General features: G+C 59.8%; 22 protein-coding genes. 11 read left to right on the top strand and 11 right to left on the bottom strand.

Translation table 11 applies throughout. The annotated features are described in order from the left end of the window. Positions 1–148: 148 nt before the first annotated feature. Entirely contained in the window at positions 149–1,165 is a 1,017-nt protein-coding gene (locus PS14A_RS12420) for an AraC family transcriptional regulator (protein WP_212616316.1), read from the bottom strand. A gap of 273 nt (positions 1,166–1,438) precedes the next feature. Here PS14A_RS12420 and efeU point away from each other — a divergent pair, with 273 nt between their 5' ends. The 4 genes from efeU to efeO (PS14A_RS12400) are packed head-to-tail and all read left to right on the top strand — an operon-like array spanning position 1,439 to position 5,638. After that, positions 1,439–2,278 (top strand): iron uptake transporter permease EfeU, encoded by an 840-nt coding sequence (gene efeU / locus PS14A_RS12415; RefSeq protein ID WP_212616315.1) that lies wholly within the window; start codon positions 1,439–1,441, stop codon positions 2,276–2,278. A gap of 8 nt (positions 2,279–2,286) precedes the next feature. Further along, positions 2,287–3,471, top strand: coding sequence for an iron uptake system protein EfeO (gene efeO, locus PS14A_RS12410; protein ID WP_249121281.1), 1,185 nt, complete (start codon positions 2,287–2,289; stop codon positions 3,469–3,471). 17 nt (positions 3,472–3,488) lie between these two features. Then, positions 3,489–4,787: an iron uptake transporter deferrochelatase/peroxidase subunit gene (gene efeB / locus PS14A_RS12405; protein ID WP_212616314.1), complete on the top strand. Its 1,299-nt coding sequence runs from the start codon at positions 3,489–3,491 to the stop codon at positions 4,785–4,787. Positions 4,788–4,813: 26 nt separating this feature from the next. Beyond that, positions 4,814–5,638 (top strand): iron uptake system protein EfeO, encoded by an 825-nt coding sequence (efeO, locus tag PS14A_RS12400; RefSeq protein ID WP_212616313.1) that lies wholly within the window; start codon positions 4,814–4,816, stop codon positions 5,636–5,638. A gap of 105 nt (positions 5,639–5,743) precedes the next feature. Here efeO (PS14A_RS12400) and pssA read toward each other — a convergent pair whose 3' ends face one another. Beyond that, a complete protein-coding gene (pssA, locus tag PS14A_RS12395; RefSeq protein WP_123442500.1) occupies positions 5,744–7,087 on the bottom strand; it encodes a CDP-diacylglycerol--serine O-phosphatidyltransferase in 1,344 nt (447 codons plus the stop codon). A gap of 215 nt (positions 7,088–7,302) precedes the next feature. Here pssA and PS14A_RS12390 point away from each other — a divergent pair, with 215 nt between their 5' ends. The 3 genes from PS14A_RS12390 to PS14A_RS12380 all read left to right on the top strand — a co-directional run bounded on the left by PS14A_RS12390 (position 7,303) and on the right by PS14A_RS12380 (position 9,431). Beyond that, positions 7,303–7,866 (top strand): TetR family transcriptional regulator, encoded by a 564-nt coding sequence (locus PS14A_RS12390; RefSeq protein ID WP_212616312.1) that lies wholly within the window; start codon positions 7,303–7,305, stop codon positions 7,864–7,866. Positions 7,867–7,920: 54 nt separating this feature from the next. Beyond that, positions 7,921–8,400 carry a nuclear transport factor 2 family protein gene (locus PS14A_RS12385; protein ID WP_212616311.1) on the top strand — a complete coding sequence of 160 codons (480 nt, stop codon included), beginning with the start codon at positions 7,921–7,923 and terminating at the stop codon, positions 8,398–8,400. A 251-nt stretch (positions 8,401–8,651) separates the two neighbouring features. Next, positions 8,652–9,431 carry a TSUP family transporter gene (locus PS14A_RS12380; RefSeq protein WP_016774706.1) on the top strand — a complete coding sequence of 260 codons (780 nt, stop codon included), beginning with the start codon at positions 8,652–8,654 and terminating at the stop codon, positions 9,429–9,431. On the opposite strand, the gene nudC is transcribed toward PS14A_RS12380, so the two are convergent. The 4 genes from nudC to PS14A_RS12360 all read right to left on the bottom strand — a co-directional run bounded on the left by nudC (position 9,399) and on the right by PS14A_RS12360 (position 12,863). Next, the gene (gene nudC / locus PS14A_RS12375) at positions 9,399–10,229 is read right to left on the bottom strand and encodes an NAD(+) diphosphatase (protein ID WP_130910520.1); all 831 of its coding nucleotides are present in this window, start codon (positions 10,227–10,229) and stop codon (positions 9,399–9,401) included. The genes PS14A_RS12380 and nudC overlap by 33 nt on opposite strands. Before the next feature lie 6 nt (positions 10,230–10,235). Further along, positions 10,236–11,048 (bottom strand): crotonase/enoyl-CoA hydratase family protein, encoded by an 813-nt coding sequence (locus tag PS14A_RS12370; protein ID WP_130910521.1) that lies wholly within the window; start codon positions 11,046–11,048, stop codon positions 10,236–10,238. 296 nt (positions 11,049–11,344) lie between these two features. Then, complete coding sequence (locus PS14A_RS12365; protein ID WP_130910522.1) at positions 11,345–12,490, bottom strand: PQQ-dependent sugar dehydrogenase; 1,146 nt, start codon at positions 12,488–12,490, stop codon at positions 11,345–11,347. A 52-nt stretch (positions 12,491–12,542) separates the two neighbouring features. After that, positions 12,543–12,863, bottom strand: coding sequence for a hypothetical protein (locus tag PS14A_RS12360; protein WP_041480395.1), 321 nt, complete (start codon positions 12,861–12,863; stop codon positions 12,543–12,545). Positions 12,864–13,052: 189 nt separating this feature from the next. Between PS14A_RS12360 and PS14A_RS12355 the strand changes: the two genes are divergently transcribed. Beyond that, positions 13,053–13,919 carry a Ku protein gene (locus tag PS14A_RS12355; RefSeq protein ID WP_039762960.1) on the top strand — a complete coding sequence of 289 codons (867 nt, stop codon included), beginning with the start codon at positions 13,053–13,055 and terminating at the stop codon, positions 13,917–13,919. Between the two features lie 133 nt (positions 13,920–14,052). Here the strand turns inward: PS14A_RS12355 and lpxO are convergent, their stop codons facing one another. Next, positions 14,053–14,952 carry a lipid A hydroxylase LpxO gene (gene lpxO / locus PS14A_RS12350; RefSeq protein ID WP_041480397.1) on the bottom strand — a complete coding sequence of 300 codons (900 nt, stop codon included), beginning with the start codon at positions 14,950–14,952 and terminating at the stop codon, positions 14,053–14,055. A gap of 311 nt (positions 14,953–15,263) precedes the next feature. On the opposite strand from lpxO, the gene PS14A_RS12345 reads away from it, so the two are divergent. Beyond that, the gene (locus tag PS14A_RS12345) at positions 15,264–15,698 is read left to right on the top strand and encodes a short chain dehydrogenase (RefSeq protein WP_212616310.1); all 435 of its coding nucleotides are present in this window, start codon (positions 15,264–15,266) and stop codon (positions 15,696–15,698) included. Positions 15,699–15,731: 33 nt separating this feature from the next. Here PS14A_RS12345 and PS14A_RS12340 read toward each other — a convergent pair whose 3' ends face one another. The 4 genes from PS14A_RS12340 to PS14A_RS12325 all read right to left on the bottom strand — a co-directional run bounded on the left by PS14A_RS12340 (position 15,732) and on the right by PS14A_RS12325 (position 20,340). After that, positions 15,732–16,676: a class I SAM-dependent methyltransferase gene (locus tag PS14A_RS12340; RefSeq protein WP_212616309.1), complete on the bottom strand. Its 945-nt coding sequence runs from the start codon at positions 16,674–16,676 to the stop codon at positions 15,732–15,734. Between the two features lie 14 nt (positions 16,677–16,690). Further along, on the bottom strand, positions 16,691–18,010 hold the full coding sequence (locus tag PS14A_RS12335) for an iron-containing redox enzyme family protein (RefSeq protein ID WP_249121282.1): 1,320 nt from the start codon (positions 18,008–18,010) through the stop codon (positions 16,691–16,693). A 158-nt stretch (positions 18,011–18,168) separates the two neighbouring features. Continuing rightward, positions 18,169–19,098 carry a ZIP family metal transporter gene (locus PS14A_RS12330; RefSeq protein ID WP_212616307.1) on the bottom strand — a complete coding sequence of 310 codons (930 nt, stop codon included), beginning with the start codon at positions 19,096–19,098 and terminating at the stop codon, positions 18,169–18,171. A 15-nt stretch (positions 19,099–19,113) separates the two neighbouring features. Continuing rightward, the gene (locus PS14A_RS12325; protein ID WP_125916236.1) at positions 19,114–20,340 is read right to left on the bottom strand and encodes a zinc-dependent alcohol dehydrogenase; all 1,227 of its coding nucleotides are present in this window, start codon (positions 20,338–20,340) and stop codon (positions 19,114–19,116) included. A gap of 376 nt (positions 20,341–20,716) precedes the next feature. On the opposite strand from PS14A_RS12325, the gene PS14A_RS12320 reads away from it, so the two are divergent. Both PS14A_RS12320 and PS14A_RS12315 read left to right on the top strand, forming a co-directional pair. After that, positions 20,717–22,303 (top strand): ABC-F family ATPase, encoded by a 1,587-nt coding sequence (locus PS14A_RS12320; RefSeq protein ID WP_016774693.1) that lies wholly within the window; start codon positions 20,717–20,719, stop codon positions 22,301–22,303. A gap of 284 nt (positions 22,304–22,587) precedes the next feature. Continuing rightward, positions 22,588–23,775, top strand: a complete 1,188-nt coding sequence (locus PS14A_RS12315) for an MFS transporter (RefSeq protein ID WP_212616306.1) — start codon at positions 22,588–22,590, stop codon at positions 23,773–23,775. Positions 23,776–23,873: the final 98 nt, after the last annotated feature.

Raw genomic sequence — 23,873 nt, 5'->3', positions numbered from 1 at the left:
GACGAGTGCAACGAGGCTGCGATCTTTTGATCTTGATCTGGATTGTGAAAATCAAAATCAAAAGATCGCAGCCTCGTTGCACTCGTCAGCTCCTACAGCGGAATGCATTTCAAAGGGTGGGAGCGAGCCTGCTCGCGAAGGCGTCGGGTCAGACCACCTCATTGAGGATCAGTGTGCGGTAATGCCCCGGGTTCGACCCGGACCACTTGCGAAACGCCTTGTAGAACGAACTGGCATCAGCAAAACCCAGCCGTGCAGCGATCTCGACGAAACTGATCGACGGCTCTGCCAGCCAGGTGATTGCGAGCTCCTTGCGCACACTGTCCTTGAGGCCCTGATAGGTCTGCCCTTCCTCCGCCAGTCGCCGGCGAAGGGTCGACGCGGACATGCACAGTTGCTGGGCCAGCGCCTCGGTTTCCGGCCAGTGCTCGGCGGGCACTTGCCGCAGATCGTGCTTGATCCGGCTGGCCAGGCTGTCGGGGTCGCGGTACTTGACCAGAATGTTCGCCGGCGCCTGGGCCAGGAAGCGCTTGAGTTCTTCAGCGCTGCGCTTGATCGGCAGATCGAGACAATCAGCGGAAAAGATCATTCGTGTGCGCGGACGTTCGAAGCGCAGGTTTTCCGAAAACATCACCCGATAGTCGTCGGTGAAGTCCGGTTCGGCGCAGCGCAGTTCAATCGCCAGAATCGGAATCCGCCGCCCGGCCAGCCAGCACGCCACGCCGTGCACGATCATCCAGTAAGTGAAATAGGTAAAGGCGCGGCGCGGTTCGGCGTCATCTTCGAGCAGGACGATTTCCGCCAGGCTCTGCTGATGCACCAGTTGCGCCGGCAGTTTTTCCAGCATCAGCGACAGGAACGTCAGACCGGTATCCAGCGCCGCCGCCAGCGTCGGTTGCGCCATTGCGCTGCGACACAGAAACGCGAGGCTGCCGGACTTGAGCGGGCGTGGGTCCATGCCGAAGAACTCGTCATCACCGCGTCGTGCCAGCAGGCGCCAGAGTCTGGCGTATTGCGAGGCCGGCACCCTGCCCTCATCGGCCGCTAACAAAGCCGGATCGATGCCGACCTTGCTCAACGCCTCATCCGTCGCCGCGCCCGGGGCACAACTTTGCAGCAGCGCTTCGCGCACCAGTTGAATGGCAATGGTGTCTTTTTCTGCCATGGAGCGAGGTGAGCCTTGTTGTTTTTTGGGTGGTGGGCATCTTAACCCAGCTGCTGAAGTCACCGCAGGGCCAATGTGGGAGCGAGCCTGCTCGCGAACGCGGTGTGTCAGATAAAGAAATGTCACAGGCATACCGAATTCGCGAGCAGGCTCGCTCCCACAGGAATCACAGTTGTTCAGCTAAGGTTCAGCTAAATGTCAATGAATGCCATTTGGGAATGAGTGTCATTATGTTACAACTTAGCCTCCTATCTAAATCGCTGTGGCTCGCCAATGCTCGTTCCCTTTTTGATCATGTTGCGCGAAGGCATCGAGGCCGCGCTTATCGTCGGCATCATTGCCAGTTATTTGCAGCAGACCGGCCGTGGCCAATGGATGCCAGCGGTATGGGTCGGCGTCTTCCTCGCCGCCGCCCTTGCCCTGCTGGTCGGTGGTGGCCTGGAGCTGGTGAGCGCTGAATTCCCGCAAAAGCAGCAGGAGCTGTTCGAAGGCGTGGTCGGTCTGGTCGCCGTGGGCATTCTCAGTTCGATGGTGTTCTGGATGCGCAAGGTCGCGCGGTCGATCAAGCACTCGCTGCAAGCCTCGCTGGATCAGGCGCTGACGCAATCCAGGCATCAGGTGATTGCATTGATCGCCATGGTTTTCTTCGCCGTCGCTCGCGAGGGCCTGGAAACGGTGTTCTTCCTGCTCGCCGTGTTCCAGCAAAGCGAAGGCCCGGGCGCACCGATTGGCGCCCTGCTCGGCCTGATTCTGGCGGTGATCGTCGGTTTCCTGATCTACAGCGGCAGCATGCGCCTCAATCTCTCGGCGTTCTTCAAGTGGACCGGATTGTTCATCCTCGTGGTCGCCGCCGGGATTCTCGCCAACTCGGTGCAGGCGCTGCATGAAGCCGGGCTGTGGAATCACCTGCAAACGGTGCTGTTCGACTTCAGCGCGACGCTGCCGATGGACGGCCCGCTGGGCTCGGTGCTGGCCGGCATGTTCGGTTATCAGGATGCGCCGACCGTCAGCACCTTGGGCGCGTACCTGATTTATCTGCTGCTGGCACTGGTGATGTTCTTCATGCCCGCGCCTCGCCAGGCGACGCCAACCACTTCCGTTTCCAGCCAATAAGGCCCTTCATGTCTACTATCCAAACCCCTCCGGCCCTGCGTTGGGCGCTGGCCGGCTCGGTGCTGCTGATGATCGCCGCCGGCGGGCTGTTCTGGTACGCCTCGAACATGGCCGCCGCCAAGCGTCAGCACAACCACGACGAAATCGTCGTTAACATCCACCCGCACAGTTGCGAGCCGAACGCACTGACCGTGCCCGCCGGCCGCGCCAGTTTCCGCATCGTCAACCGCTCCGAGCGTGCGGTCGAGTGGGAAATTCTCGACGGCGTGCTGGTGGTCGAAGAGCGGGAAAACATCGCGCCGGGCCTGAGCCAGGTGATCAACGCCAATCTGCAACCGGGCGACTATGCGATCACCTGCGGCTTGCTCAGCAACCCGCGCGGCACTTTGCACGTCACACCGACGGCCGCTTCCGATGCCGCCGCCAAGGCCAAGCCATCGATGGTGGCTTTCGTCGGGCCGCTGTCGGAATTTCGCGTGTATCTGGCCGTTCAGGGCAGCGCATTGATCAAAGCGGTGACGGCGCTGAATCAGGCGATCGCCAGTGGCGATCTGGCGCAGGCGCAAGCGTTGTACCTGCCGGCGCGTGCCGCTTATCAGCGTCTGGCGCCGGCGGCGCAGCGCCTGGCCGAGCTGGACAATCAGATCAATGCCCGCGCCGATTATTTCGAAAAGCGCGAGCAGGATCCGGCGTTCGTCGGTTTCCATCGCCTCGAATACGCGCTGTTCCAGCAGCGCAATCTCGACGATGTCGCGCCGATTGCCCAGCGCTTGCTCGCAGATGTCACCACCCTCAAGCAACAGTTGCTCGCGCAGTCGCTGCCGCCAGAGCAACTGGTCAGCATCCTCGTGCGCAACCTCAACAGCCTCGCCGATGTGCGCGCCGGCAGCGGCGAGGAAGAACGCTACAGCCACAGCGATCTCAACGGTTTCGCCGCCAACGCGCAGACCGCGCGCAAGGTCGTCGACCTGTTGCGCCCGATGCTGAGCAAATCCGCCGCTGACGTGTTGGCGAATGTCGACCAGGCCATGAGTGACTTCGACAACCAGCTCAACGCGTTCAAATCCGCCGATGGCTACGTCAGTTACGACGCCGTGACCGCCGCGCAACGCCAGCAGATCGCCGCCAAAGCCAAGGCTCTGGCCGCGGCAATGGATGGCATCGACCCCGCCCTCGGCCTTTCCGGCCTGTAAGCAGAAGACCACGACAGATGAACGATTCAGAACCTCTCAACCTGCAACGGCGCCGCGTGCTGATGGGCATGGGCGCCGCCGGTGTCGCCCTTGCCGGATCGGCGCTGAGCTGCCCGGCCATGGCCGCGCAGCCTGCGCAAGTCACCGAAGCGCCGAGCAGCGACAAGACCGAAGACCGCCACGACTTCCACGGTGTGCACCAGGCCGGCATCGTCACCCCGCGCCCGGCCTCCGGAATGCTGGTGGCGTTCGATGTGCTGGCCAGCGATCGCGAAGACCTCGAGCGGCTGTTCCGCACCCTCAACGAACGCATCGCGTTTTTGATGAAGGGCGGCCCGGTTGCGCAGATCGACCCGAAACTGCCGCCGCCGGATTCCGGCATCCTCGGTCCGGTGGTCACCCCGGACAATCTGACCATCACCGTTTCCGTCGGCGACTCGCTGTTCGACGAACGCTTCGGTCTGGCAGCGGTGAAGCCCAAGCGCCTGCAACGCATGGTCGGCTTTCCCAATGATGCGCTGGACGCTGATTGCTGCCATGGCGATCTGAGCCTGCAGTTCTGCGCCAACACCGCCGACACCAACATTCACGCCCTGCGCGACATCGTCAAAAACCTGCCTGACCTGCTTCTGGTGCGCTGGAAACAGGAAGGCAGCGTCCCGCCACAAGCCCCGGCCAAACCCGGTGTGCCGGCGCAGTCGGCGCGCAACTTTCTCGGTTTTCGCGATGGCTCGGCCAACCCTGATTCCAACGACGCCAAGGCCATGGAGCATATCGTCTGGGTACAACCGGACAGTGACGAACCGGCCTGGGCTGCCCACGGCAGTTATCAAGCGGTGCGCATCATCCGCAACTTCGTCGAGCGCTGGGATCGCACGCCGTTGCAGGAGCAGGAAAGCATTCTCGGCCGAGTCAAGAGCAGTGGCGCGCCGATCGGTGGCCACAGCGAAAGCGAAGTGCCGGATTACAGCAAAGACCCGGCCGGCAAGCTGACCAGGCTCGACGCGCACATTCGTCTGGCCAACCCGCGCACCGCCGCGACCCAGGCCAATCTGATCCTGCGCCGGCCGTTCAACTATTCCAACGGCGTCAACAAGAACGGCCAGCTCGACATGGGCCTGCTGTTCATCTGCTACCAGGCCGATCTGGAAAAAGGCTTTATCACCGTGCAAACCCGCCTCAACGGCGAACCGCTTGAGGAATACCTCAAACCGGTCGGCGGCGGTTACTTCTTCACCCTGCCCGGCGTGACCGGCGATGACGATTTCATCGGTCGCTCGTTACTCGCTGCGACCTCCCAAAACAAAACCGCATGACACCCAACCGACACTGGAGCCGCCCCATGAAAAAGACGCCACTCGCGTTATTGCTGACCCTTGGTTTGCTCAACACCCCGCTGGTGGCGTTCGCCGCGACTGCGCCGCTGGATCTGGTGGGGCCGGTGTCGGACTACAAGATTTACGTCACCGAAAAGCTCGATGAACTGGCCAGCCACACCCAGCAGTTCACTGACGCGGTGAAGAAAGGCGATCTGGCAACGGCGCAGAAGCTCTACGCGCCGACGCGGGTGTATTACGAGTCGATCGAGCCAATTGCCGAGCTGTTCAGCGATCTCGATGCGTCCATTGACTCGCGCGTCGACGATCACGAGAAAGGCGTGAAGGCTGAAGACTTCACCGGTTTCCACCGCATCGAATATTCGTTGTTTGCGGAGAAAACCACCAAGGGTCTGGACGCACTGGCCGACGGTTTGAACAAAGACGTGCAGGACCTGCAAACCCGTGTGGCCGGTCTGACCTTCCCGCCGGAGAAAGTCGTTGGCGGCGCTGCCGCACTGTTGGAAGAAGTGGCGGCGACGAAGATTTCCGGCGAGGAGGATCGCTACAGCCACACTGACCTGTACGACTTCCAGGGCAACATCGACGGCGCCAAGAAGATCGTCGACCTGTTCCGCCCCCAGATCGAACAGCAGGACAAAGCGTTTGTAGCGAAAGTCGACAAGAACTTCGCTACGGTCGACCGGATTCTGGCCAAGTACAAGACAGCGGATGGCGGGTTTGAGACCTATGACAAGGTCAAGGACAACGACCGCAAAGCGCTGGTCGGGCCGGTGAATACCCTGGCGGAGGATCTGTCGATGATGCGCGGGAAGTTGGGGCTGAACTGATTTTTTAGCCTCTGGTCTGGCCCCTTCGCGAGCAGGCTCGCTCCCACAGTTGGAATGCATTTCCCTGTGGGAGCGAGCCTGCTCGCGAAAGCAATTCCGGACGCTCTAGAGAATCCTGTACAACAACCGCTCAATCCTCACCCGACTGACACGCTTGAGAAACTTCGCCACCCCTGCCGGATAATCCGGCAGTGTCTCCAGGGTCTGGAAACTGTCGATCCGCGTGGTATGGCGGAAAATATTCTCCAGCTCTTTCGCCCTTGGCTCCAGCCACTCGCCTTTCGGGTCTTCGATCAGCAGCGCGTTTTCCAGGTCGAGGCGAAACGCGCGCGGATTGAGGTTGTTGCCGGTCAGCAAGGTGTAGCGCTGATCGATCCACATGCCTTTGAGGTGATAGGTGTTGTCACCGTCGCGCCACAGGTGCAGGTTCAACTGGCCGCTGTCGATGCTGTGCTGGTGGCGTTTGGCGAAGCGGCGCAGGCTGATCTCGTACAGATACGGCAGCGCGGCGATCACCTTGAACGGCTCGCTCGGCGGAATGTAGAAATCGTTGGCGGTCTTGTCGCCGACCACGATATCGATCTTCACGCCACGGGCCAGCGCTCGATTGATCTCACGGATCACGCCCAGGGGCAGGTTGAAGTACGGAGTGCAGATAGTCAGCTGCTTTTGCGCGCTGGCGATCAGCTCGAGAATCGCCCGGTTCAGCGGGTTGTTCTTGCCGACGCCGAGCAGTGGCGTGACCGACAGCCCTTCCCGGCTGGTGCTGCCGGCGCCGGTGTCATAAGTCGCGTATTTGAGACGGCTGCGCAGGTCACCGATGTCGTTGCGCAGGCTGCGGGTAGTCGGCAGGTTGGGCAGGTCGAGGCGGTGCACGGCTTTCGATTCGATCAGGCCATGCTTGACCAGGTGATGCATCGAATCCGCCAGCTCGCGACTGTGCAGCACGTGGTAACGGTCGAAACGGTACTTGTCGAGTTTGTGCAAGTAAACGTTGTTCAGGCTGGCGCCGCTGTAGACCACCTTGTCGTCAATCACAAAGCCTTTGAGGTGCAGCACGCCGAACAGCTCGCGGGTCTGCACCGGCACGCCGTAGATCGGCACTTCGCTCTGGTGCGTGCGGGTCATGTCCTGATACCAGGCGGCGTTGCCCGGCTGCTTGCCCGCGCCGATCAGGCCGCGCTGGGCACGTAACCAGTCAACCACCACGGCGATTTCCAGCTCGGGACGCTTGAGCTTGGCCGCGTGCAGGGCATCGAGGATTTCCTGGCCGGCTTCGTCCTGCTGCAAATACAGCGCGACGATGTAGATGCGCTGGGTCGCTGCGGCGATTTGCTCGAGCAGGCAGCGTCGGAATTCGGCGGCACTGGACAGAATGCTCACCGCCTCGGCGGTCAGCGCGAAGCTGCGCAGTTTGGGCAGCAGAGAACGTTTGAAAAGCAACGGCATAAGGCTCGCAAGGTTCGATTCCGAAGAGTTAGAGAGCTTACACCATCGTCTGCGCCGGGTCTTGTCAGTGTCCGTAATGGCCCCTTCGCGAGCAGGCTCGCTCCCACCGTTGAAATGCATTCCCCTGTGGGAGCGAGCGTGCTCGCGAAAGCGTTTTCACACACGCCGAAGAAATTCGCTTGACCAAGGAGAACACTCGTTCTACTGTTCGCCACATGAACGAATCAATCAGCAATGAGACACGCGACATCATTCTGGATGTCACCGAAAAGTTGATCTACAAAAGTGGCATCGCTGCCACCAGCATGGATCTTCTGGTGAAGACCGCCGGCGTCTCCAGAAAAAGCATTTACCGTTACTTTGCCGACAAGGACGCACTGGTTGTCGCAGCCCTTCAGCGACGGGATATTCGCTGGATGCACTGGTTCACACATGCTGTCGATCAGGCCGAAACCCCGGCCGATCGTCTGCTCAACCTGTTTACAGTGCTCAAGGGTTGGTTCGACTCGGAAGGCTTTCGCGGCTGTGCCTTTATCAACACCAGTGGCGAAACCGGTGATCCGCAGGATCCAGTGCGGCTGGTGGCCAAAGAACATAAACAGAAGCTGCTCGACTACGTGTGCGAGCTGTGTACCGAATATGGTGCCGAGGATCCGCAACTATTGGCCAGACAGTTGCTGATCCTGATTGAAGGCGCCATTACCGTAGCGCTTGTGATGGGTGATCACAGTGCCGCCGATAATGCGCAATGCATGGCGCGAAAGTTATTGGGCCTGTAACTCTCAACAAGCCGGACTTGTTGTTCATACATTAAATGAAACAGGAGATTGAACATGTCGACTGCAGCCCAGGTACGTCCGCCATTGCCGCCGTTCAACCATGCTTCAGCCATCGAGAAGGTGCGTCTGGCCGAGGATGGCTGGAACACCCGCGATCCAGAAAAGGTTTCGCTCGCTTATACCCTCGACACCAAATGGCGCAATCGCGCCGAGTTCGCCAACAATCGCGAAGAGGCCAAGGCTTTTCTGACGCGCAAATGGGCGAAGGAACTGGATTATCGCTTGATCAAAGAGCTCTGGGCCTACTCCGATACACGTATCGCGGTGCGTTATGCCTATGAATGGCACGACGATTCGGGCAACTGGTTCCGCTCGTACGGTAACGAGAACTGGGAGTTCGATGAAACCGGCCTGATGTTCCAACGCTATGCCTGCATCAATGACATGCCAATCAAGGAAAGCGAGCGCAAATTCCACTGGCCGCTGGGCCGCCGACCGGATGATCATCCGGGGCTGAGTGAGCTCGGTCTCTAAAGCCAACCCGCCCCTGTGTAGGAGCTGCCGAAGGCTGCGATCTTTTGATCTTGATTTGATCGTTCCCACGCGCAGCAACCGGGACGCTCTGCGCCCCAGGAGATCGCAGCCTTCGGCAGCTCCTGCACGGGAACGCATTCCAAATGCAATCGGCAATGGCATGCTCTGGCTCGCCGCAACAGTTCGATACAGGTAACATAGCCGCCCTCCCCGCAGCCCATGTTCTGCGCCTTGCCGAATAAGCCGACTCCATGCCTTTCGAACTCAGCGTTGACCTCACCACCCTGGCCATTCTGGCTGCTGTTGCCTTCCTTGCCGGTTTCATCGATGCCATCGCTGGCGGTGGCGGTCTGTTGACCACGCCGGCGCTGCTGACGGCGGGCCTGCCGCCGCATCTGGTGCTAGGCACCAACAAGCTGAGCTCGACCTTCGGTTCGGCGACCGCCAGCTTCACCTTCTACAAGCGCAAACTGTTCCACCCACGCCAGTGGACCCACGCGATTGTCGGCACACTGGTCGGTGCGCTCACTGGCGCGGTGGTTGCGCATTACCTGCCGGCCGAGTGGCTGAACAAAATGCTGCCGGTGATCGTCTTCGCCTGTGGCCTGTATTTGCTGTTTGGCGGCACGCCGAAAGCGCCGCTGGACAGCGACGCGCCGATCAAAAAGAAATGGCAATCGACCCAAGGCTTCAGCCTCGGCTTCTATGATGGCGTGGCGGGACCCGGCACGGGGGCGTTCTGGACGGTGAGCAGTCTGCTGCTGTACCCGATCGATCTGGTCAAGGCCAGCGGCGTGGCGCGGAGCATGAACTTCGTCAGCAACATCGCGGCGCTGTCGGTGTTCATCTTCTCCGGACAAGTCGACTGGATCATCGGCCTGTGCATGGGCCTGTCGGTGATGGTCGGGGCTTTCTTCGGCGCGCGCACCGCGATCAGCGGCGGCGCCAAATTCATTCGTCCGGTATTCATCACCGTAGTGCTCGGCCTGACCGTGCGCCTAGCCTGGCAACACTGGTTCAGCGTGGCCTAAGCGCCGCGCCACATAGACGTCGATCAGGTAACGGGCAATCGAACGCGACGCTGGCAACGGCGGCAACTCGTGCACGTTGAACCACTGGGCGTCTTCGATCTCGTCTTCCTGACAGACAATCTCGCCACCGGCATATTCGGCATGGAAGCCGAGCATCATCGAATGCGGGAACGGCCAGCACTGGCTGCCGATGTACTGGATGTTCTTCACTTCGATCTGCACTTCCTCGCGAACTTCACGAATCAGGCAATCCTCGGCTGATTCTCCCGGCTCGGCGAAGCCGGCCAGCGTGCTGTAAACCCCGGTGACGAAACGCGGCGAGCGTGCCAGAAGAATTTCGTCGCCACGGGTGATCAGCACGATCATGCTCGGTGAGATGCGCGGATAGCTGCGCAGATCGCACGGCTGGCAATACATCGCTCGTTCGCGCGGTACTTGCGTCATCGGCTGGCCACAGTTGCCGCAGAAGCGATGCTCGCGCGCCCAGGTGCCGATCTGTGCGGCGTAACCGAGCACTTTGTACAGGGTGTGATCGCTCTCTAGCATGAACGCCCGCAAGCCTTTCCAGCCGCAACCGGGCACTTCGCTGACGCTGCGCAACTCGAGCAGATACACCGGCTCGCCATCGAGATGACCAATACCGTGCTCAGCAAGTACCGAGAGATCCTGGCGCTTGAGCCACTCGCGCGGGAACAGTGCGCCGTTGTCATCGAACAGGAAGCCTTCCGGGCTGCGCGCTACGGCCCAGCCGCCGGGTTGATCGGTGTCGAGTACTGCAGTGGTCCAGCGAGAGGTCATGTTTACTCAATCCAGAAATTCGGGTTTCTGTTTGCTCATATGGGCGGCCATGGCCACGCGCAGATCGGTGGATTGCAGCATGGCGGCGTTCCAGGTGGCAACGTATTCGAGACCATCGTCGATGCGATGGTCGCGCATGTAGCTGATCATTTCCTTGGTGCCGGTCACGGCAATCGGCGACTTGGCAGCGATGTCCCGGGCGATGTCGAACACGCCTTCGAGCAGCGTGTCCTTGTCGCTGTAGACCCGGTTGACCAGGCCCATGCTGCGTGCTTCCGCGGCGCCAAAGGTGCGACCGGTGTAAGCCAGTTCACGCAGCATGCCGTCTCCGATGATTCGCGGCAACCGTTGCAATGTGCCAACGTCAGCGGCCATGCCGATATCGATTTCCTTGATCGAGAACTGCGCGTCCTCGGCGGCGTAGCGCATGTCGCAGGCTGAGATCAGATCAATCGCCCCGCCCAGGCAATAGCCCTGAATCGCAGCAAGCACCGGTTTGCGGCAGTTGTCGACGGCGTTGAACGAGGCTTGCAGATTGAGGATCTTGCGCCGCAACAGGCGCGCATTGCGGCCCACGTCCTTGCCCAGTTCATTGGCGACACCCGCAAGCATCATCAGGTCGATGCCGGAAGAAAAATGTTTGCCATTACCGCTGAGGACTACCACGCGGACTTCGTCGGTATCGTCGATCCATTGAAAGATCTCGACAATCTCGCTCCAGAACGCCGCGTTCATTGCGTTGATCTTTTCCGGGCGATTGATCTGCACATGCGCGATTTTATCGGCCAGTTCGACGCTGAAGGCGGAGTATTGAGTCATGGCAGTGATCCTTTACCGGGCTGGGAAATAAGGCCCGAACTATAACAAGGCAACGGGGCGGCGGTTCGGCCAAATGCGGGACTGACTGGCGCGCCCCATATGTAGGAGCTGCCGAAGGCTGCGATCTTTTGGGACGCAGAGCGTCCCGGGCTGCATTCCCACGCAGAGCGTGGGAACGATCAAGTCTGCGGAATATGCGGGCCTCTTCGCGAGCAGGCTCGCTCCCACAGGGAGACTGCATTTCAATGTGGGAGCGAGCCTGCTCGCGAAGGCGTCGGATCATTCACCGCACGCAATCATTTCAGCCCCAGCCTGTACAGCGAACCATTCTCTTCGTCCGTCAGCACATACAGATAGCCATCCGGCCCTTGGCGCACATCGCGTATCCGCTTGTTCAACTCACCCAGCAAACGCTCCTCATGCACGACTTTGTCGCCATCAAATTGCAGGCGAATCAGTTCCTGGGTCACCAGTGCGCCGATAAACGCGTTGTGCTGCCACGGCGTGAAGCGATCGGCATCGTAAAACGCCATGCCGGTAACCCCGGGGGATTTTTCCCAGACATGGTGCGGCGCCACGGTGCCTTCAGCAGTCTTGCCTTGGGCTTCCGGAATCGGCTGCATCGAGTAATTGATTCCATGGGTCGCCAACGGCCAGCCATAGTTTTTGCCGCGCTCGATGATGTTCACTTCGTCACCGCCACGTGGTCCGTGTTCGTTCTCCCACAGCGTGCCGGTCCACGGATTGAGCGCCGCGCCCTGCGGGTTGCGCAGGCCATAGGACCAGATTTCAGGCCGGACACCGGATTGGCCAACGAAAGGGTTATCGTCCGGCACTTTGCCATCGGGGAAGATGCGTACGACTTTGCCTTGCAGCTTGTCGAGATCCTGCGCCGTCGGCCGATCGTTGTTTTCGCCGAGGGTGATGAACAGATACCCGTCGCGATCGAACACCAGCCGTGAACCGAAGTGGTTGCTCACCGATAGTTTCGGTTCCTGACGGAAGATCACATTGAAGTCCTTCAGCGTCTTCAGGTCATCGGAAAGCCGTCCGCGCCCTACCGCCGTACCAGCCTTGCCGCCCTCACCGCCGCCTTCTGCGTACGACAGGTAGACCATACGGTCCTGCTTGAAGTCTGGCGACAGCGCCACATCAAGCAACCCGCCCTGCCCTTTGGCCCAGACTTGCGGCACGCCACTGATCGGCTCCGACAGTTTGCCGTCCTTGCTGACGACCCGCAGATGCCCCGGGCGTTCGGTCACCAGCATGCCCTTCTGATCAGGCAGAAACGCCAGCGCCCACGGATGTTCCAGGCCTTGGGCAATGGTGGTGACTTCAAGAATGCCCTGTTCGCTTTTCAGCTCTTTAGGCGCGGCGGCGAAGGCCGGGGCACTTATCAGCGCGGCGGCGCAGCAGGTGGCTATAAGGGTTTTACGCAACATGCACGATTCCTTTTGTTCGTGTGAAAGGCTGACAGGACCTCAGTCCCGCCGTTCAACGGTTGCTGCCGGTGCCCCGTGGGGGCGGGTTGGGAATGAAGGTTGGCGGATTGCTCGGCACCGAGCGAATGGGCTGGCCATTGCCGATACCGCGATTTTCAACGGTTGGCTGACGTGGCACGGGAACGGTGTTCGGCCCGCGAAGGGGCGGAGCACTGGGCTGGGTGCCCTGCATGCTGTTGGGGTTGGCCCGGCGGATCGGGCTGTTGTAAGGGTTATTGCTGTTGCCGGTGGGGCTTTGCGCCAGCACGACATCGGCATGCACCAGACCGCCACTGAGGGCGAGGACGGCGATGCCAATCAGAAAGCGGTTCATGAGGAATACCTCTCGATGTGCGTGGACTAGAGCCTTGGAGCCCACGCTACGCCGTGGGTTCGGATTTGTTAACCCTCGCGTCTTAAACAACATGTAACACGGCTTGACCGTACCGCTTGACGCTGCGCAATCACTGGAAACTTTCTCACCGCGCCACGGGTCACCTGATCATCACTCGGAGGACAAGTCATGGCTCGGGCAATCTGGAAAGGCGCAATCAGTTTTGGACTGGTACACATCCCCGTGGCGCTGGTTTCAGCGACGTCGTCCCAAGGCGTGGACTTCGATTGGCTCGACAGCCGCAGCATGGACCCGGTGGGCTATAAACGCATCAATAAGGTCACCGGCAAGGAAGTCACCAAAGAAAACATCGTCAAAGGCGTGGCCTACGAAAAGGGCCGATACGTGGTGCTCAGCGAGGAAGAAATCCGCTCGGCGCACCCCGTTTCCACGCAGACCATCGACATTTTTTCTTTCGTCGACGCCGAACAGATTCCACTGCAAAACATCGATACGCCCTACTACCTGGCGCCGGACAAGCGCGGTGGCAAGGTTTACGCGTTGCTGCGCGAGACGCTAAGCAAAACCAACAAGGTCGCCCTCGCCCGTGTCGTCCTGCATACCCGCCAATACCTGGCCGCGTTGATGCCGCTGGAGTCGGCGCTGGTTCTGGTGAAGCTGCGCTGGCCACAGGAAGTGCGCAGCCTTGATGAACTGGCGCTGGGCAGTGAAGTGACCAAGCCCCAGTTGGCGAAGGGTGAGCTGGACATGGCCAAACGTTTGGTTGAAGACATGACCTCGGAGTGGTCGCCTGAAGACTACAAGGACGAGTTCGAAGACAAGATCATGGCGCTGGTCGAGAAAAAAGCCCACGAGGGCAAGATCGAGGATGTCGAGACCGCCACTGGCGAGGAAGAGCGCAAGACTGCCGATGTTATCGACTTGACCGAGCTGCTCAAACGCAGCCTCGGCGGCAAGGCACCGGCCAAGCCCAAGGCCAAATCAACCAGCAAGGCGGCGCCGGCGAAGAAGACTCGGAAGGCGTCCGGGGAGTGAGTGTTGAATCAGATCTAAATGATTTGCAGCTGAAGGCCGCCTTCGCGAGCAGGCTCGCTCCCACAGGGGAACGCATTGCAAATTGTGGGAGCGAGCCTGCTCGCGAAGAGGCCGGTACTGACTCCGGAAATTTTCAGATCAGAATAAAGATCGCCAACAATGCGGCAAAAATCGCCCATTTTTCCAAGTAGTAACGCGTACGGTTGCGCTTCTTCAGTTCTTTGCCGCGCAAACGAATCTTGTAGATCTTGGTAAACAAGCGGTTGATCCCACCGGTCTTGTCCCCCGCATCATTCGGCGCGCCTGCCGCTGACATCACGGTGCGGCTGAACCAGCGATTGAACGCCGCGGCCCAGCGGTATTTCAACGGACGCTCAATGTCGCAGAACAGAATGATTCGGTTCTGATCCGTGGTGTTTTCTGCGTAATGAATAAACGTCTCGTCGAACATCACCGCTTCGCCATCGCGCCAGTGATAGTTCTCGCCGTCGACGTTGATGTAGCAGCCGGGATCATTCGGCGTATCCAGGCCCAGGTGATAACGGTAGGAACCGGCATAAGGATCGCGATGACGGACAAGCTTCGAGCCCGGTGGCAGCTCGGCAAACATTGCCGCTTTGATCGAGCCGATGCTTTGCACCAGTTCGGTGGTGCGCGGGCACAGCTTCATCGCCGAGGGGTGACTGTCGCCGTACCACTTGAGGTAGAAGCGCTTCCAGCCAGTCTTGAAGAAAGAATTGAAGCCGACATCGTCATACTGATTCGAGCGCTTGATCTCACCGGCACGCAACAGATTCTGGCCTTCCTCGCGAATCTCTTGCCAGTGCGCCTGCAACGGGCTCAGATCGGGAAAGTCTGCCGGGTTCAGATAGGGCTTGTTGGGAATCTTCGAAAACAGATAGAGAAAGCAATTGATCGGGGCGAGAAACGTCGAATGGTCACTCAATTGCCGGCCCAGTTTGTGGCGCACGCGTCCACGCAGGTGGACGTAGGCAATTGAAATGACATAAACAGCGGCAATGATGAGTTTCACGGAAAAGAGTCACACGTCAAAAGTGAACAAACTGCGCGCGTGGCGGCCTTGAGCCCAGCGTCTTATGCAGCGGTCTTGATGCACAGGGCGCGTCCTTGGCCCGCGCCGTTTCCGGGCGCTCGGTGAAGGGTGGCATTTTAGCCACACTTTGTAACCGGTAGTGAACTCTCAAGTGTGAAAAACTGTCTTGCAGATCTTTTGTGTAATAGCTGCGGTACATGAAAAACAGGCGCAACGGCCATTGCTCAATTCGATGGAACCACGCTTCGTACGCACTCCTCTATCGCTTATCAACAATGGGAGGAACCCTCATGATCGCCCCGCAAACCGGTATGAAACCAGGTCAGCGCTATCGCATTGAAAGTGTCGAACGCGCGCCGCAATTCTCTGGCTTTTTTCTCGATGGCAAGTATTACCTGGGACCCGAATTGCAGACCGCGATCGGCTGGCTTGAAGGGCAGACATTTTTTTACGACCAGCTCGACCCGACCGGTGAGCCGGTGTATCCGGACAGAATTGCCGGGACCATCGAGGGCCTGACGCTGGAAATGCCGGACGGCTTGCGCCTGGAGATCGAAGAAGCGCCCTATCAGGCTGAACCTGCCGCTGCGGTGCGTTCTTCGGTTGAGGGGCGGGTCGAGCGCATCTCGCGCCTGCCGATACGCCCTTCACCGCTGCTGGTAGCCGGTGCGGCAATGCTGGTAGGGGTTTGCCTGCTGACGATCTCGCGCATCAGAAATCGCTGAAGGCCACCGCGCGAGCAGTGGCCCAACTATCGGTCACTGCTCGCGGGTTACCGTCAGTGCGACCACGGCGATTCGCTCGGCGCGCTCATATTCAGGCTTGAGCAGTTCCTCGCTGAACACATCCGGATCGAGTTCGCGATAAGTCCAGCCAAAACGTTCGCCCTTGAGCAGAGGCGCCACAGCCTCGCGGAACGGATCCTGCCCGGCGACGATCGCCACGCCGGTGTACACCAGCAACGTGCCGCCGACTTCCAGACGCGGTAACGCCTCACGCACGATCCGCACCGACAAACCCTCACCCAGCGCCCCGCCGCCGTGGCGATAGGCGCGCTGTTGTTCGTCGTTCATGTACGGCGGATTGGCGATGATCAGATCGAACTGCCCTTCGACACTGGCGAGCAGATCGCTGTGATACACCGACACATTGTTTGCGCCCGCCAGCTCGGCGTTGACCGCACTCATGCGCAGCGCCCGCGGATTGATGTCGACCGCCAGCACGTCGGCATCCGGCCGTGCCTTGGCGATCAACACCGCCCCGGCACCGCTGCCGCAGCCGATGTCCACAGCGCGCCTGATCGGCGAAAAACGTTGCTGCAATTGCGCTTCGATGGCCTGAGCAAAACGATAAGTGTCCGGGCCAAAGAACACCGCATCGCTCGCGGTGGTCGGAAATGCCGAATGGGCGAATATCCGGTCATTCAGCGTCGACCAGCGCACATGACTGCGCCACACCGCGCCATCGAGTTCAACTACGCCGGCCTGTTCCAGCGTGGCCAGTTCGTCTGCGCTGAACAGCTCAGCAGGAAACGGCATCGACCAACCAAACACATCGCGCAGATCTTTCGCCAACGGCGTGGCAAAGCGCTGCAGAAATCGTTCGTGGGTCAACGGCGTTGGGGTGATGAAGTGATAGCCGCTGTCGAGCAAACGCTTGCCCAGCTCGAACAGCGCTCTGTCCGATGTTTCTTGTGCCGACATGAAGCCTCCTTGTTTCAACGCAAGCGGGCGCGCAGTTGGATGAAGCGACGCGTCGCGAAAAGTCCGGCCGGGCGCCAGTGTCGCTGCGGTTGCAGCCAAGGCATCAACAACGCCATTTGCTCGGCGGCAGGTTTGTCGGCCAGTGCCGCTTCCAGATTGAGCAGATCGGCATCATCGTCAAAGGTTTCCTCTACCGCAGCTTCGCGGCGTACGTAAGGCCGAGGGCGAGATGCCGGGCAATCCTGAGTGATCCAGTCGCGCAGCAGCTGTTTCTCATAGCCGTTGAACACCCCGAACATCGCCGCATCGCTACCGTCGATCAAACGCCAGAAGCGACTTTCTTCCACCGCCTCGCCGCGCTTGATCCAGCTCTTGCGCTCCAGAGCTGCGAGGAATTCGCCCATTTGCCCCGGCGTGGCCAGCCATTGATTGATGGTGCGGTTTTCGATGCGGCAATAATCGGAATGCATGTGCCGGCCAAAGACAGCCTTGCGCTCAAGCATGGCGATGACTTCGTGGTCCAGATCGAACTCTGTAATCACGGCGGTTGTGCCTTTGCCGACATCATTGAGGCGATAACCGACGGCCATGCGCCGATAGAACTCATCGCGCTCTTCGCCCAGCGGCATCAGTTCGAGCATTGATTGCACAGCCTTGCGCGCGTGCCCGGTACTGGCGTTGTCGATGGTCACATGCAGACGGAAATAGTGCGGATCGATGCCCAGCTCTGCCAATTCATAAGCACTGATCAGCAGATGCAGCGGCAGTTGTTCGTAGCCAAGATTGAAACCGATAACTTCAGGCAGAAACTGCCCGCCGAAACGTCCCAGTGCCAACTGCACCGCGCCTTGCAGAAAATACTCGTCGGCAAGACCGCTCAGATCAGAGCAGTCATGCTCGGCAAGCAGTTTGCGATAGATCACCACATGGTTCTGCCGAGGAACACCTTCGCCCAACTCTTCCAGATAGGTATCGAGCAAATCGTCGAAACGCGGATCCTGCCACTGCGGCAGCAACCCGGCCAGCCAAGCGCCATCGACCTCTTTGGTCGGTGCCACATGCAAGATGAAATACAACGCGTGTGACTTGTTGCGGAAATAGCGCCGTGGTGCACCTTGCTGGCGTTGTTCGAGGTACTCAGCGTATTCGGCAGCAACTCTGGCGCACCGGGTTTCCGACCATTGCAGCAGCTCTTCGGCGCTGGCCGGCAAATCGTCAGACAGCGCAGCCGCCTTGCTCAGTTGCCGACGGAGAAAGTCCAGTGCCGCACGGTCAGCCGTGGAGTCTTCTGCCAACAATCGGTCATAGAGCCGGCGCTCGGTATCCGCCGGCATGGATGTTTTACCCGAAGACTTCCTGGTCGGGATTTCGATCAGCGACATGACTCATTCCCCTGCGTTATTGGCATTGCCTATAAACGAAAGAGTGATTGGCGCTGAAAAAAATTCCTTTTTTGTGCGGGGCGATGCGCTCAGTGGTGTGCGTCGGTTGGCTAACCCAAAGCCGTGTCGAGAAACATCATCACGCCGAAGCCGAGCATCAGCCCAAGCGTGGCAGGCGTTTCGTGACCGTTGCGGTGAGTTTCCGGAATAACTTCGTGGGACACCACGAAAATCATCGCGCCGGCGGCCAGGCCCATCGCCACCGGAAAGCCCAACGCAAAACTGTTGGTGATGCCCAATCCGATGATCGCGCCCAACGGTTCCATCAATCCTGAAGCGGCGGCGATCAACGCTGCACGCACGGCGGAAATGCCGGTCACCCGCAGCGCCAACGCCACAGCCAGACCTTCGGGGATGTCCTGAATGGCGATCGCAGTGGTCAGCGGCAAGCCGATTTTCATGTCGCCGGTGGCGAAGCTGACGCCGATCGCCATGCCTTCCGGCAGGTTGTGCAGGGTGATCGCCAGCACGAACAGCCAGACCCGATTGAAGCGCTTGGCTTCCGGCCCGCGCCGGCCGCTTTTTTCATGTTCGTGGGGGACGAAGCGGTCAAGGCCGACCATCAACGCCACGCCCAAAGCCATGCCGGCCACAACGACGGCAGCGGCGAGCATGGGACTGCTCACGGCCTCCTTCGCCGCCGCAATGCCCGGCAGGATCAGTGAAAAAGAGCTGGCGGCCAGCATCATCCCCGCCGCGAACCCGAGCATGGTGTCCTGGGTTCGTGAAGTAATCGCGCGCAAAGCCAAGGCCAATAACGCACCGACTGCCGTGGCCGCGAAACCCGATAGCCCGCCCAGGCTGGCGAGGCGCAAGGTGTCGCGCCCGGTACTGACCAGACCGGTGTAGCCGCTGATCAGCAGCAACACGGTTACACCGACCAGGGTCAGCCAGAAAATGCGCCCTCCCCAGCCCGTACGCGACAGGCTGACGAACCATGCGCGTACGGGAGCTGCGAATGAAGATGACGGTAGCGCCATGAAAACTCCTCGGTTTCAGGTGGCCGGTGCGAACGGTGTGGTTTCATCCAGCTGCGCCAGCGGAACATCGCTTCCACCCGGGGTCAGAATCACCTTGCGGCATTCTTCCTGCTTTTTATTGAAGATCTTGTAGCCCTCGGCCGCCTGTTCCAGCGACAGCCTGTGAGTGATGATCGCTTCGGGCTGCAACTTGCCGGTTTCGATGTAGCCAAGTAGCTCCGGCAGAAAACGCTGTACGTGAGTCTGGCCCATTTTGAAGGTCAGGCCCTTGTCAAAAGCGTCGCCGAACATGAAGCCATGGATGAACCCGGCATATACGCCCGGAACGCTGACCACTCCACCGCGCCGAACGGCAGCGATGCATTGGCGCAAGGCTTTGCCGCTGCTGCCTTCAAGCTTGAGTGTAGCCATGACGGTTTCGGTGGTGCTGCCCTTGGCTTCAAGGCCTACGGCATCGACCACCGCATCGACGCCGCGATGGCCCGGGGTCTGGCTGGTAATGGTGTCAGCCGGGTCATCGTCTTCATCGAAGTTGATCGGAATCACGCCGTAGGTGCGCTGGGCGTAATCGAGGCGGTACTGGTGATGGTCGACCATGAAGATCTGCTCAGCGCCGAGCATCCTGGCGCAGGCTGCGGTGAGCAGACCGACCGGCCCGGCACCATAAATCGCCAGACTCGAACCCTGTTTGACGCCGGCGTTGATCACCGCCTGCCAGGCAGTCGGCAGGATGTCAGAGAGAAACAACACTTTCTCGTCCGACAGCGTACCCGGCACCTTGAACGGCCCGGTGTTGGCTTTCGGTACGCGCACCAGCTCCGCCTGGCCACCGGGAATTCCGCCATACAGACGGCTGTAGCCGAACAGCGCTGCTGGCGGCGGAATCATTTTCTTGTTCAGCGCCGCGCCGGGGCCTTCATTAGTGGTCTCGCAGGCGGCGTAAAGCTCTTGCTGACAGAAAAAGCAATCGCCACAGGCGATCACGAACGGAATCACCACACGGTCGCCGCGCTGCACCGCCGTGACGGCTGGGCCGGTTTCTTCGACGATGCCCATGAACTCATGGCCAAAGATATCGCCGTGCTCGACGGTGGGTATTTTGCCTCGATACAGGTGCAGGTCCGATCCGCAGATGGCGGTAGCCGTGACGCGCAGGATGATGTCGTCGGCGGCTTCAAGTTTCGGGTCCGGTACGGTTTCGACGCGCACGTCATGGGCGCCGTGATAGGTCATTGCTCGCATGGCTTGGTCCTCACTCGTTTGAACGAAAATGGCTACTGCTCCACTTTCCGAAGTGAAAATGGTCGAGTGAGTTCATTCGGGTTTTCGAGATTTTGATCAGCGGATATCGATCGCTTCTCGGACGAGCCGATGCGTACGTCCGTTTGCCTGCCATATAACTGCCGTCTGAGTTATGCGACAATGCGCGCCAATGTCCAACAAGAACCCCGTACTCGTCGCTCAGCAGCTTGCCTTCAACGGCCCCAGTTGCGGACGGCTTATGCGCGTTGGCTCAACTCAAGCACAGACTGGGGGGAGCTGGAAAAGCTCCAGATTGGTACTCAAGTCCGGTACCAGGCACCACAGACCAGCTCTAACCCATTGATAGGTAAGGTAATTGATCTCCACAGCTAACATCACGATGCAGTTTGGCGCCAAGCCGCTGTTCGAAAACGTTTCGGTCAAATTCGGCGCAGGCAATCGCTACGGCCTGATCGGTGCCAACGGTTGCGGCAAGTCGACCTTCATGAAAATCCTCGGCGGCGATCTCGATCCGTCCGGCGGTCAGGTCATGCTCGAGCCGAACGTGCGTCTGGGTAAGCTGCGCCAGGATCAGTTCGCCTACGAAGAATTCACCGTGATCGACACCGTGATCATGGGTCACGAAGAGCTGTGGAAGGTCAAGGCCGAGCGCGATCGCATCTACTCGCTGGCGGAAATGTCCGAAGAAGACGGCATGGCCGTTGCCGAGCTGGAAACCGAATTCGCCGAGATGGACGGCTACACCGCCGAATCCCGCGCCGGTGAATTGTTGCTGGGTCTGGGTATTCCGCTGGAACAGCATTTCGGCCCGATGAGCGAAGTTTCGCCAGGCTGGAAACTGCGCGTGTTGCTGGCGCAGGCACTGTTCTCCGATCCGGAAGTGCTGTTGCTCGACGAACCGACCAACCACCTGGACATCAACACCATTCGCTGGCTGGAAAACATCCTCACCCAGCGCAACAGCCTGATGATCATCATCTCCCACGACCGTCACTTCCTGAACAGCGTGTGCACGCACATGGCTGACCTGGATTACGGCGAGCTGCGTCTGTTCCCGGGCAATTACGACGAATACATGACCGTGGCGACCCAGTCCCGCGAGCAGCTGCTGTCGGACAACGCCAAGAAGAAAGCGCAGATTTCCGAATTGCAATCGTTCGTCAGCCGCTTCTCGGCCAACGCCTCGAAAGCCAAGCAGGCCACCTCCCGCGCCAAGGCGATCGACAAGATCCAGCTGGCCGAGGTCAAGCCTTCCAGCCGCGTCAGCCCGTTCATTCGTTTCGAACAGAACAAGAAGCTGCACCGTCAGGCGGTCATGGTCGAGAAAATGGCCAAGGGTTTCGATGGCAAGCCACTGTTCAAGGACTTCAGCTTCCAGGTTGAAGCCGGCGAGCGCGTTGCGATCATCGGCCCGAACGGTATCGGCAAGACCACCCTGCTGCGCACCCTGGTCAACGAACTGACCCCGGATGCCGGTAGCGTGAAATGGACCGACGCCGCTGAACTGGGTTACTACGCTCAGGACCACGCTCACGACTTCGAAGACGACGTCACCCTGTTCGACTGGATGGGTCAGTGGACACAGGGCGAGCAGATGATTCGCGGTACTTTGGGCCGGATGCTGTTCTCCAACGACGAGATCCTCAAGTCGGTCAAGGTCATCTCCGGTGGTGAGCAAGGCCGCATGCTGTTCGGCAAGCTGATCCTGCAAAAGCCGAACGTATTGATCATGGACGAACCGACCAACCACCTGGACATGGAATCGATCGAGGCGCTGAACCTGGCGCTGGAAAACTACCCGGGCACGCTTATTTTCGTCAGCCACGACCGTGAGTTTGTATCGTCCCTGGCCACGCGCATCATCGAGCTGAGCCCGAACGGCGTGACCGACTTCAGCGGCACTTATGACGACTACCTGCGTAGCCAGGGCGTCGTGTTTTAAGGGCAGCTGCGAGTTTCCAGCGGCAAGCTGCAAGTTAAAAGCCCTGTCCTCTGTGACGGGGCTTTTTGCATTCGGCGGTTGGGAATGGTGGGTGCGCAGATATTCGCGAGCAGGCTCGCTCCCACAGGGGGAATGCATTTCAAATGTGGGAGCGAGCCTGCTCGCGAAGGGGCCGTCAGCAGCCCCATCAATCCCAAGGGAAAGTAGTTAGCCTGCTTTCTTTTATCCCGGCCCCGCGCCATGATGTCAGCAACTCTCCCACCGCCGCCCGCGAACGAGTGCTCATGTCTGCGCAGCCACTGCCACCGCAAAGCTCCCTGGCGATCACCCTGCAGATCGTCTCCATCGTTTTCTACACCTTTATCGCCTTCCTCTGCATCGGCCTGCCGATTGCGGTATTGCCCGGTTACGTCCATGAGCAACTGGGTTTCAGCGCGGTCATTGCCGGGCTGGTGATCGGCTCGCAGTATCTGGCCACCCTGCTCAGCCGGCCAATGGCCGGGCGCATGTCGGACACGCTCGGGACCAAGCGGGCGATCATTTATGGCTTGTGGGGGATTGTCCTCAGTGGCGCGCTGACGTTGCTGTCGACCTTGCTGCAAAGTTTTCCGCTGACCAGTCTGTTGATCCTGATTGCCGGGCGACTGCTGCTCGGTATCGCCCAAGGCTTGATCGGCGTCGGCACCATCAGTTGGTGCATGGGCCAGGTCGGGGTCGAACATACGGCGAAATCCATCGGCTGGAACGGCATCGCTTCTTACGGCGCGATTGCTATTGGCGCGCCTTTGGGCGTGGTGATGGTTGCCGAATATGGTTTTGTCAGCCTTGGCATCGCGCTGTCGGCGTTGGCGGCAGGTGCGCTGTGGTTGATCCGCAACAAGCCTTCGGTGCCGGTGATTCGTGGCGAGCGCCTGTCATTCTGGGCGGTGTTCGGCAAGATTGCGCCGTACGGCACCAGCCTGACCCTCGCCTCGATCGGCTACGGCACGCTGACCACCTTCATCACTCTTTACTACCTCAACCGAGGCTGGACCGGCGCGGCCTATTGCCTGACCGTGTTTGGCGTGTGCTTCATTCTCTCGCGGCTGTTGTTCATCTCGGCAATTGCCCGGTTTGGCGGGTTTGCCTCGGCCATCGTTTGCATGTCAGTGGAAACTGTCGGCCTGGTGATGTTGTGGCTGGCGCCCTCCACTGCGTATGCGTTGATGGGCGCAGGGCTGGCGGGGTTTGGGCTGTCTCTGGTGTACCCGGCGCTGGGCGTTGAAGCGATCAAACAGGTGCCGAGTTCCAGTCGCGGATCGGGGCTGGGAGCTTATGCGGTGTTCTTTGATCTGGCGTTGGCGATCGCCGGTCCGCTGATGGGCGCGGTGGCGTTGAATCTGGGCTATTCGTGGATCTTCTTCAGCGCGGCATTGTTGTCGGTGACCGGGTTGGGCCTGACCCTCGTTCTCAAGCGCCGCGCAACTTCCTGAAACCACACGGTTCCCCTGTAGGAGCTGACGAGTGCAACGAGGCTGCGATCTCTTGATCTTGAAAAATCAAAGTCAAAAGATCGCAGCCTCGTTGCACT

This window comes from Pseudomonas sp. 14A, from assembly GCF_018132745.1.
In the GTDB taxonomy this organism is placed as follows: Bacteria; Pseudomonadota; Gammaproteobacteria; order Pseudomonadales; family Pseudomonadaceae; genus Aquipseudomonas; species Aquipseudomonas mercuritolerans.
The sequence above is the reverse complement of the archived record's forward strand: the minus strand, read 5'-3'. Positions and strand labels throughout refer to the sequence as shown.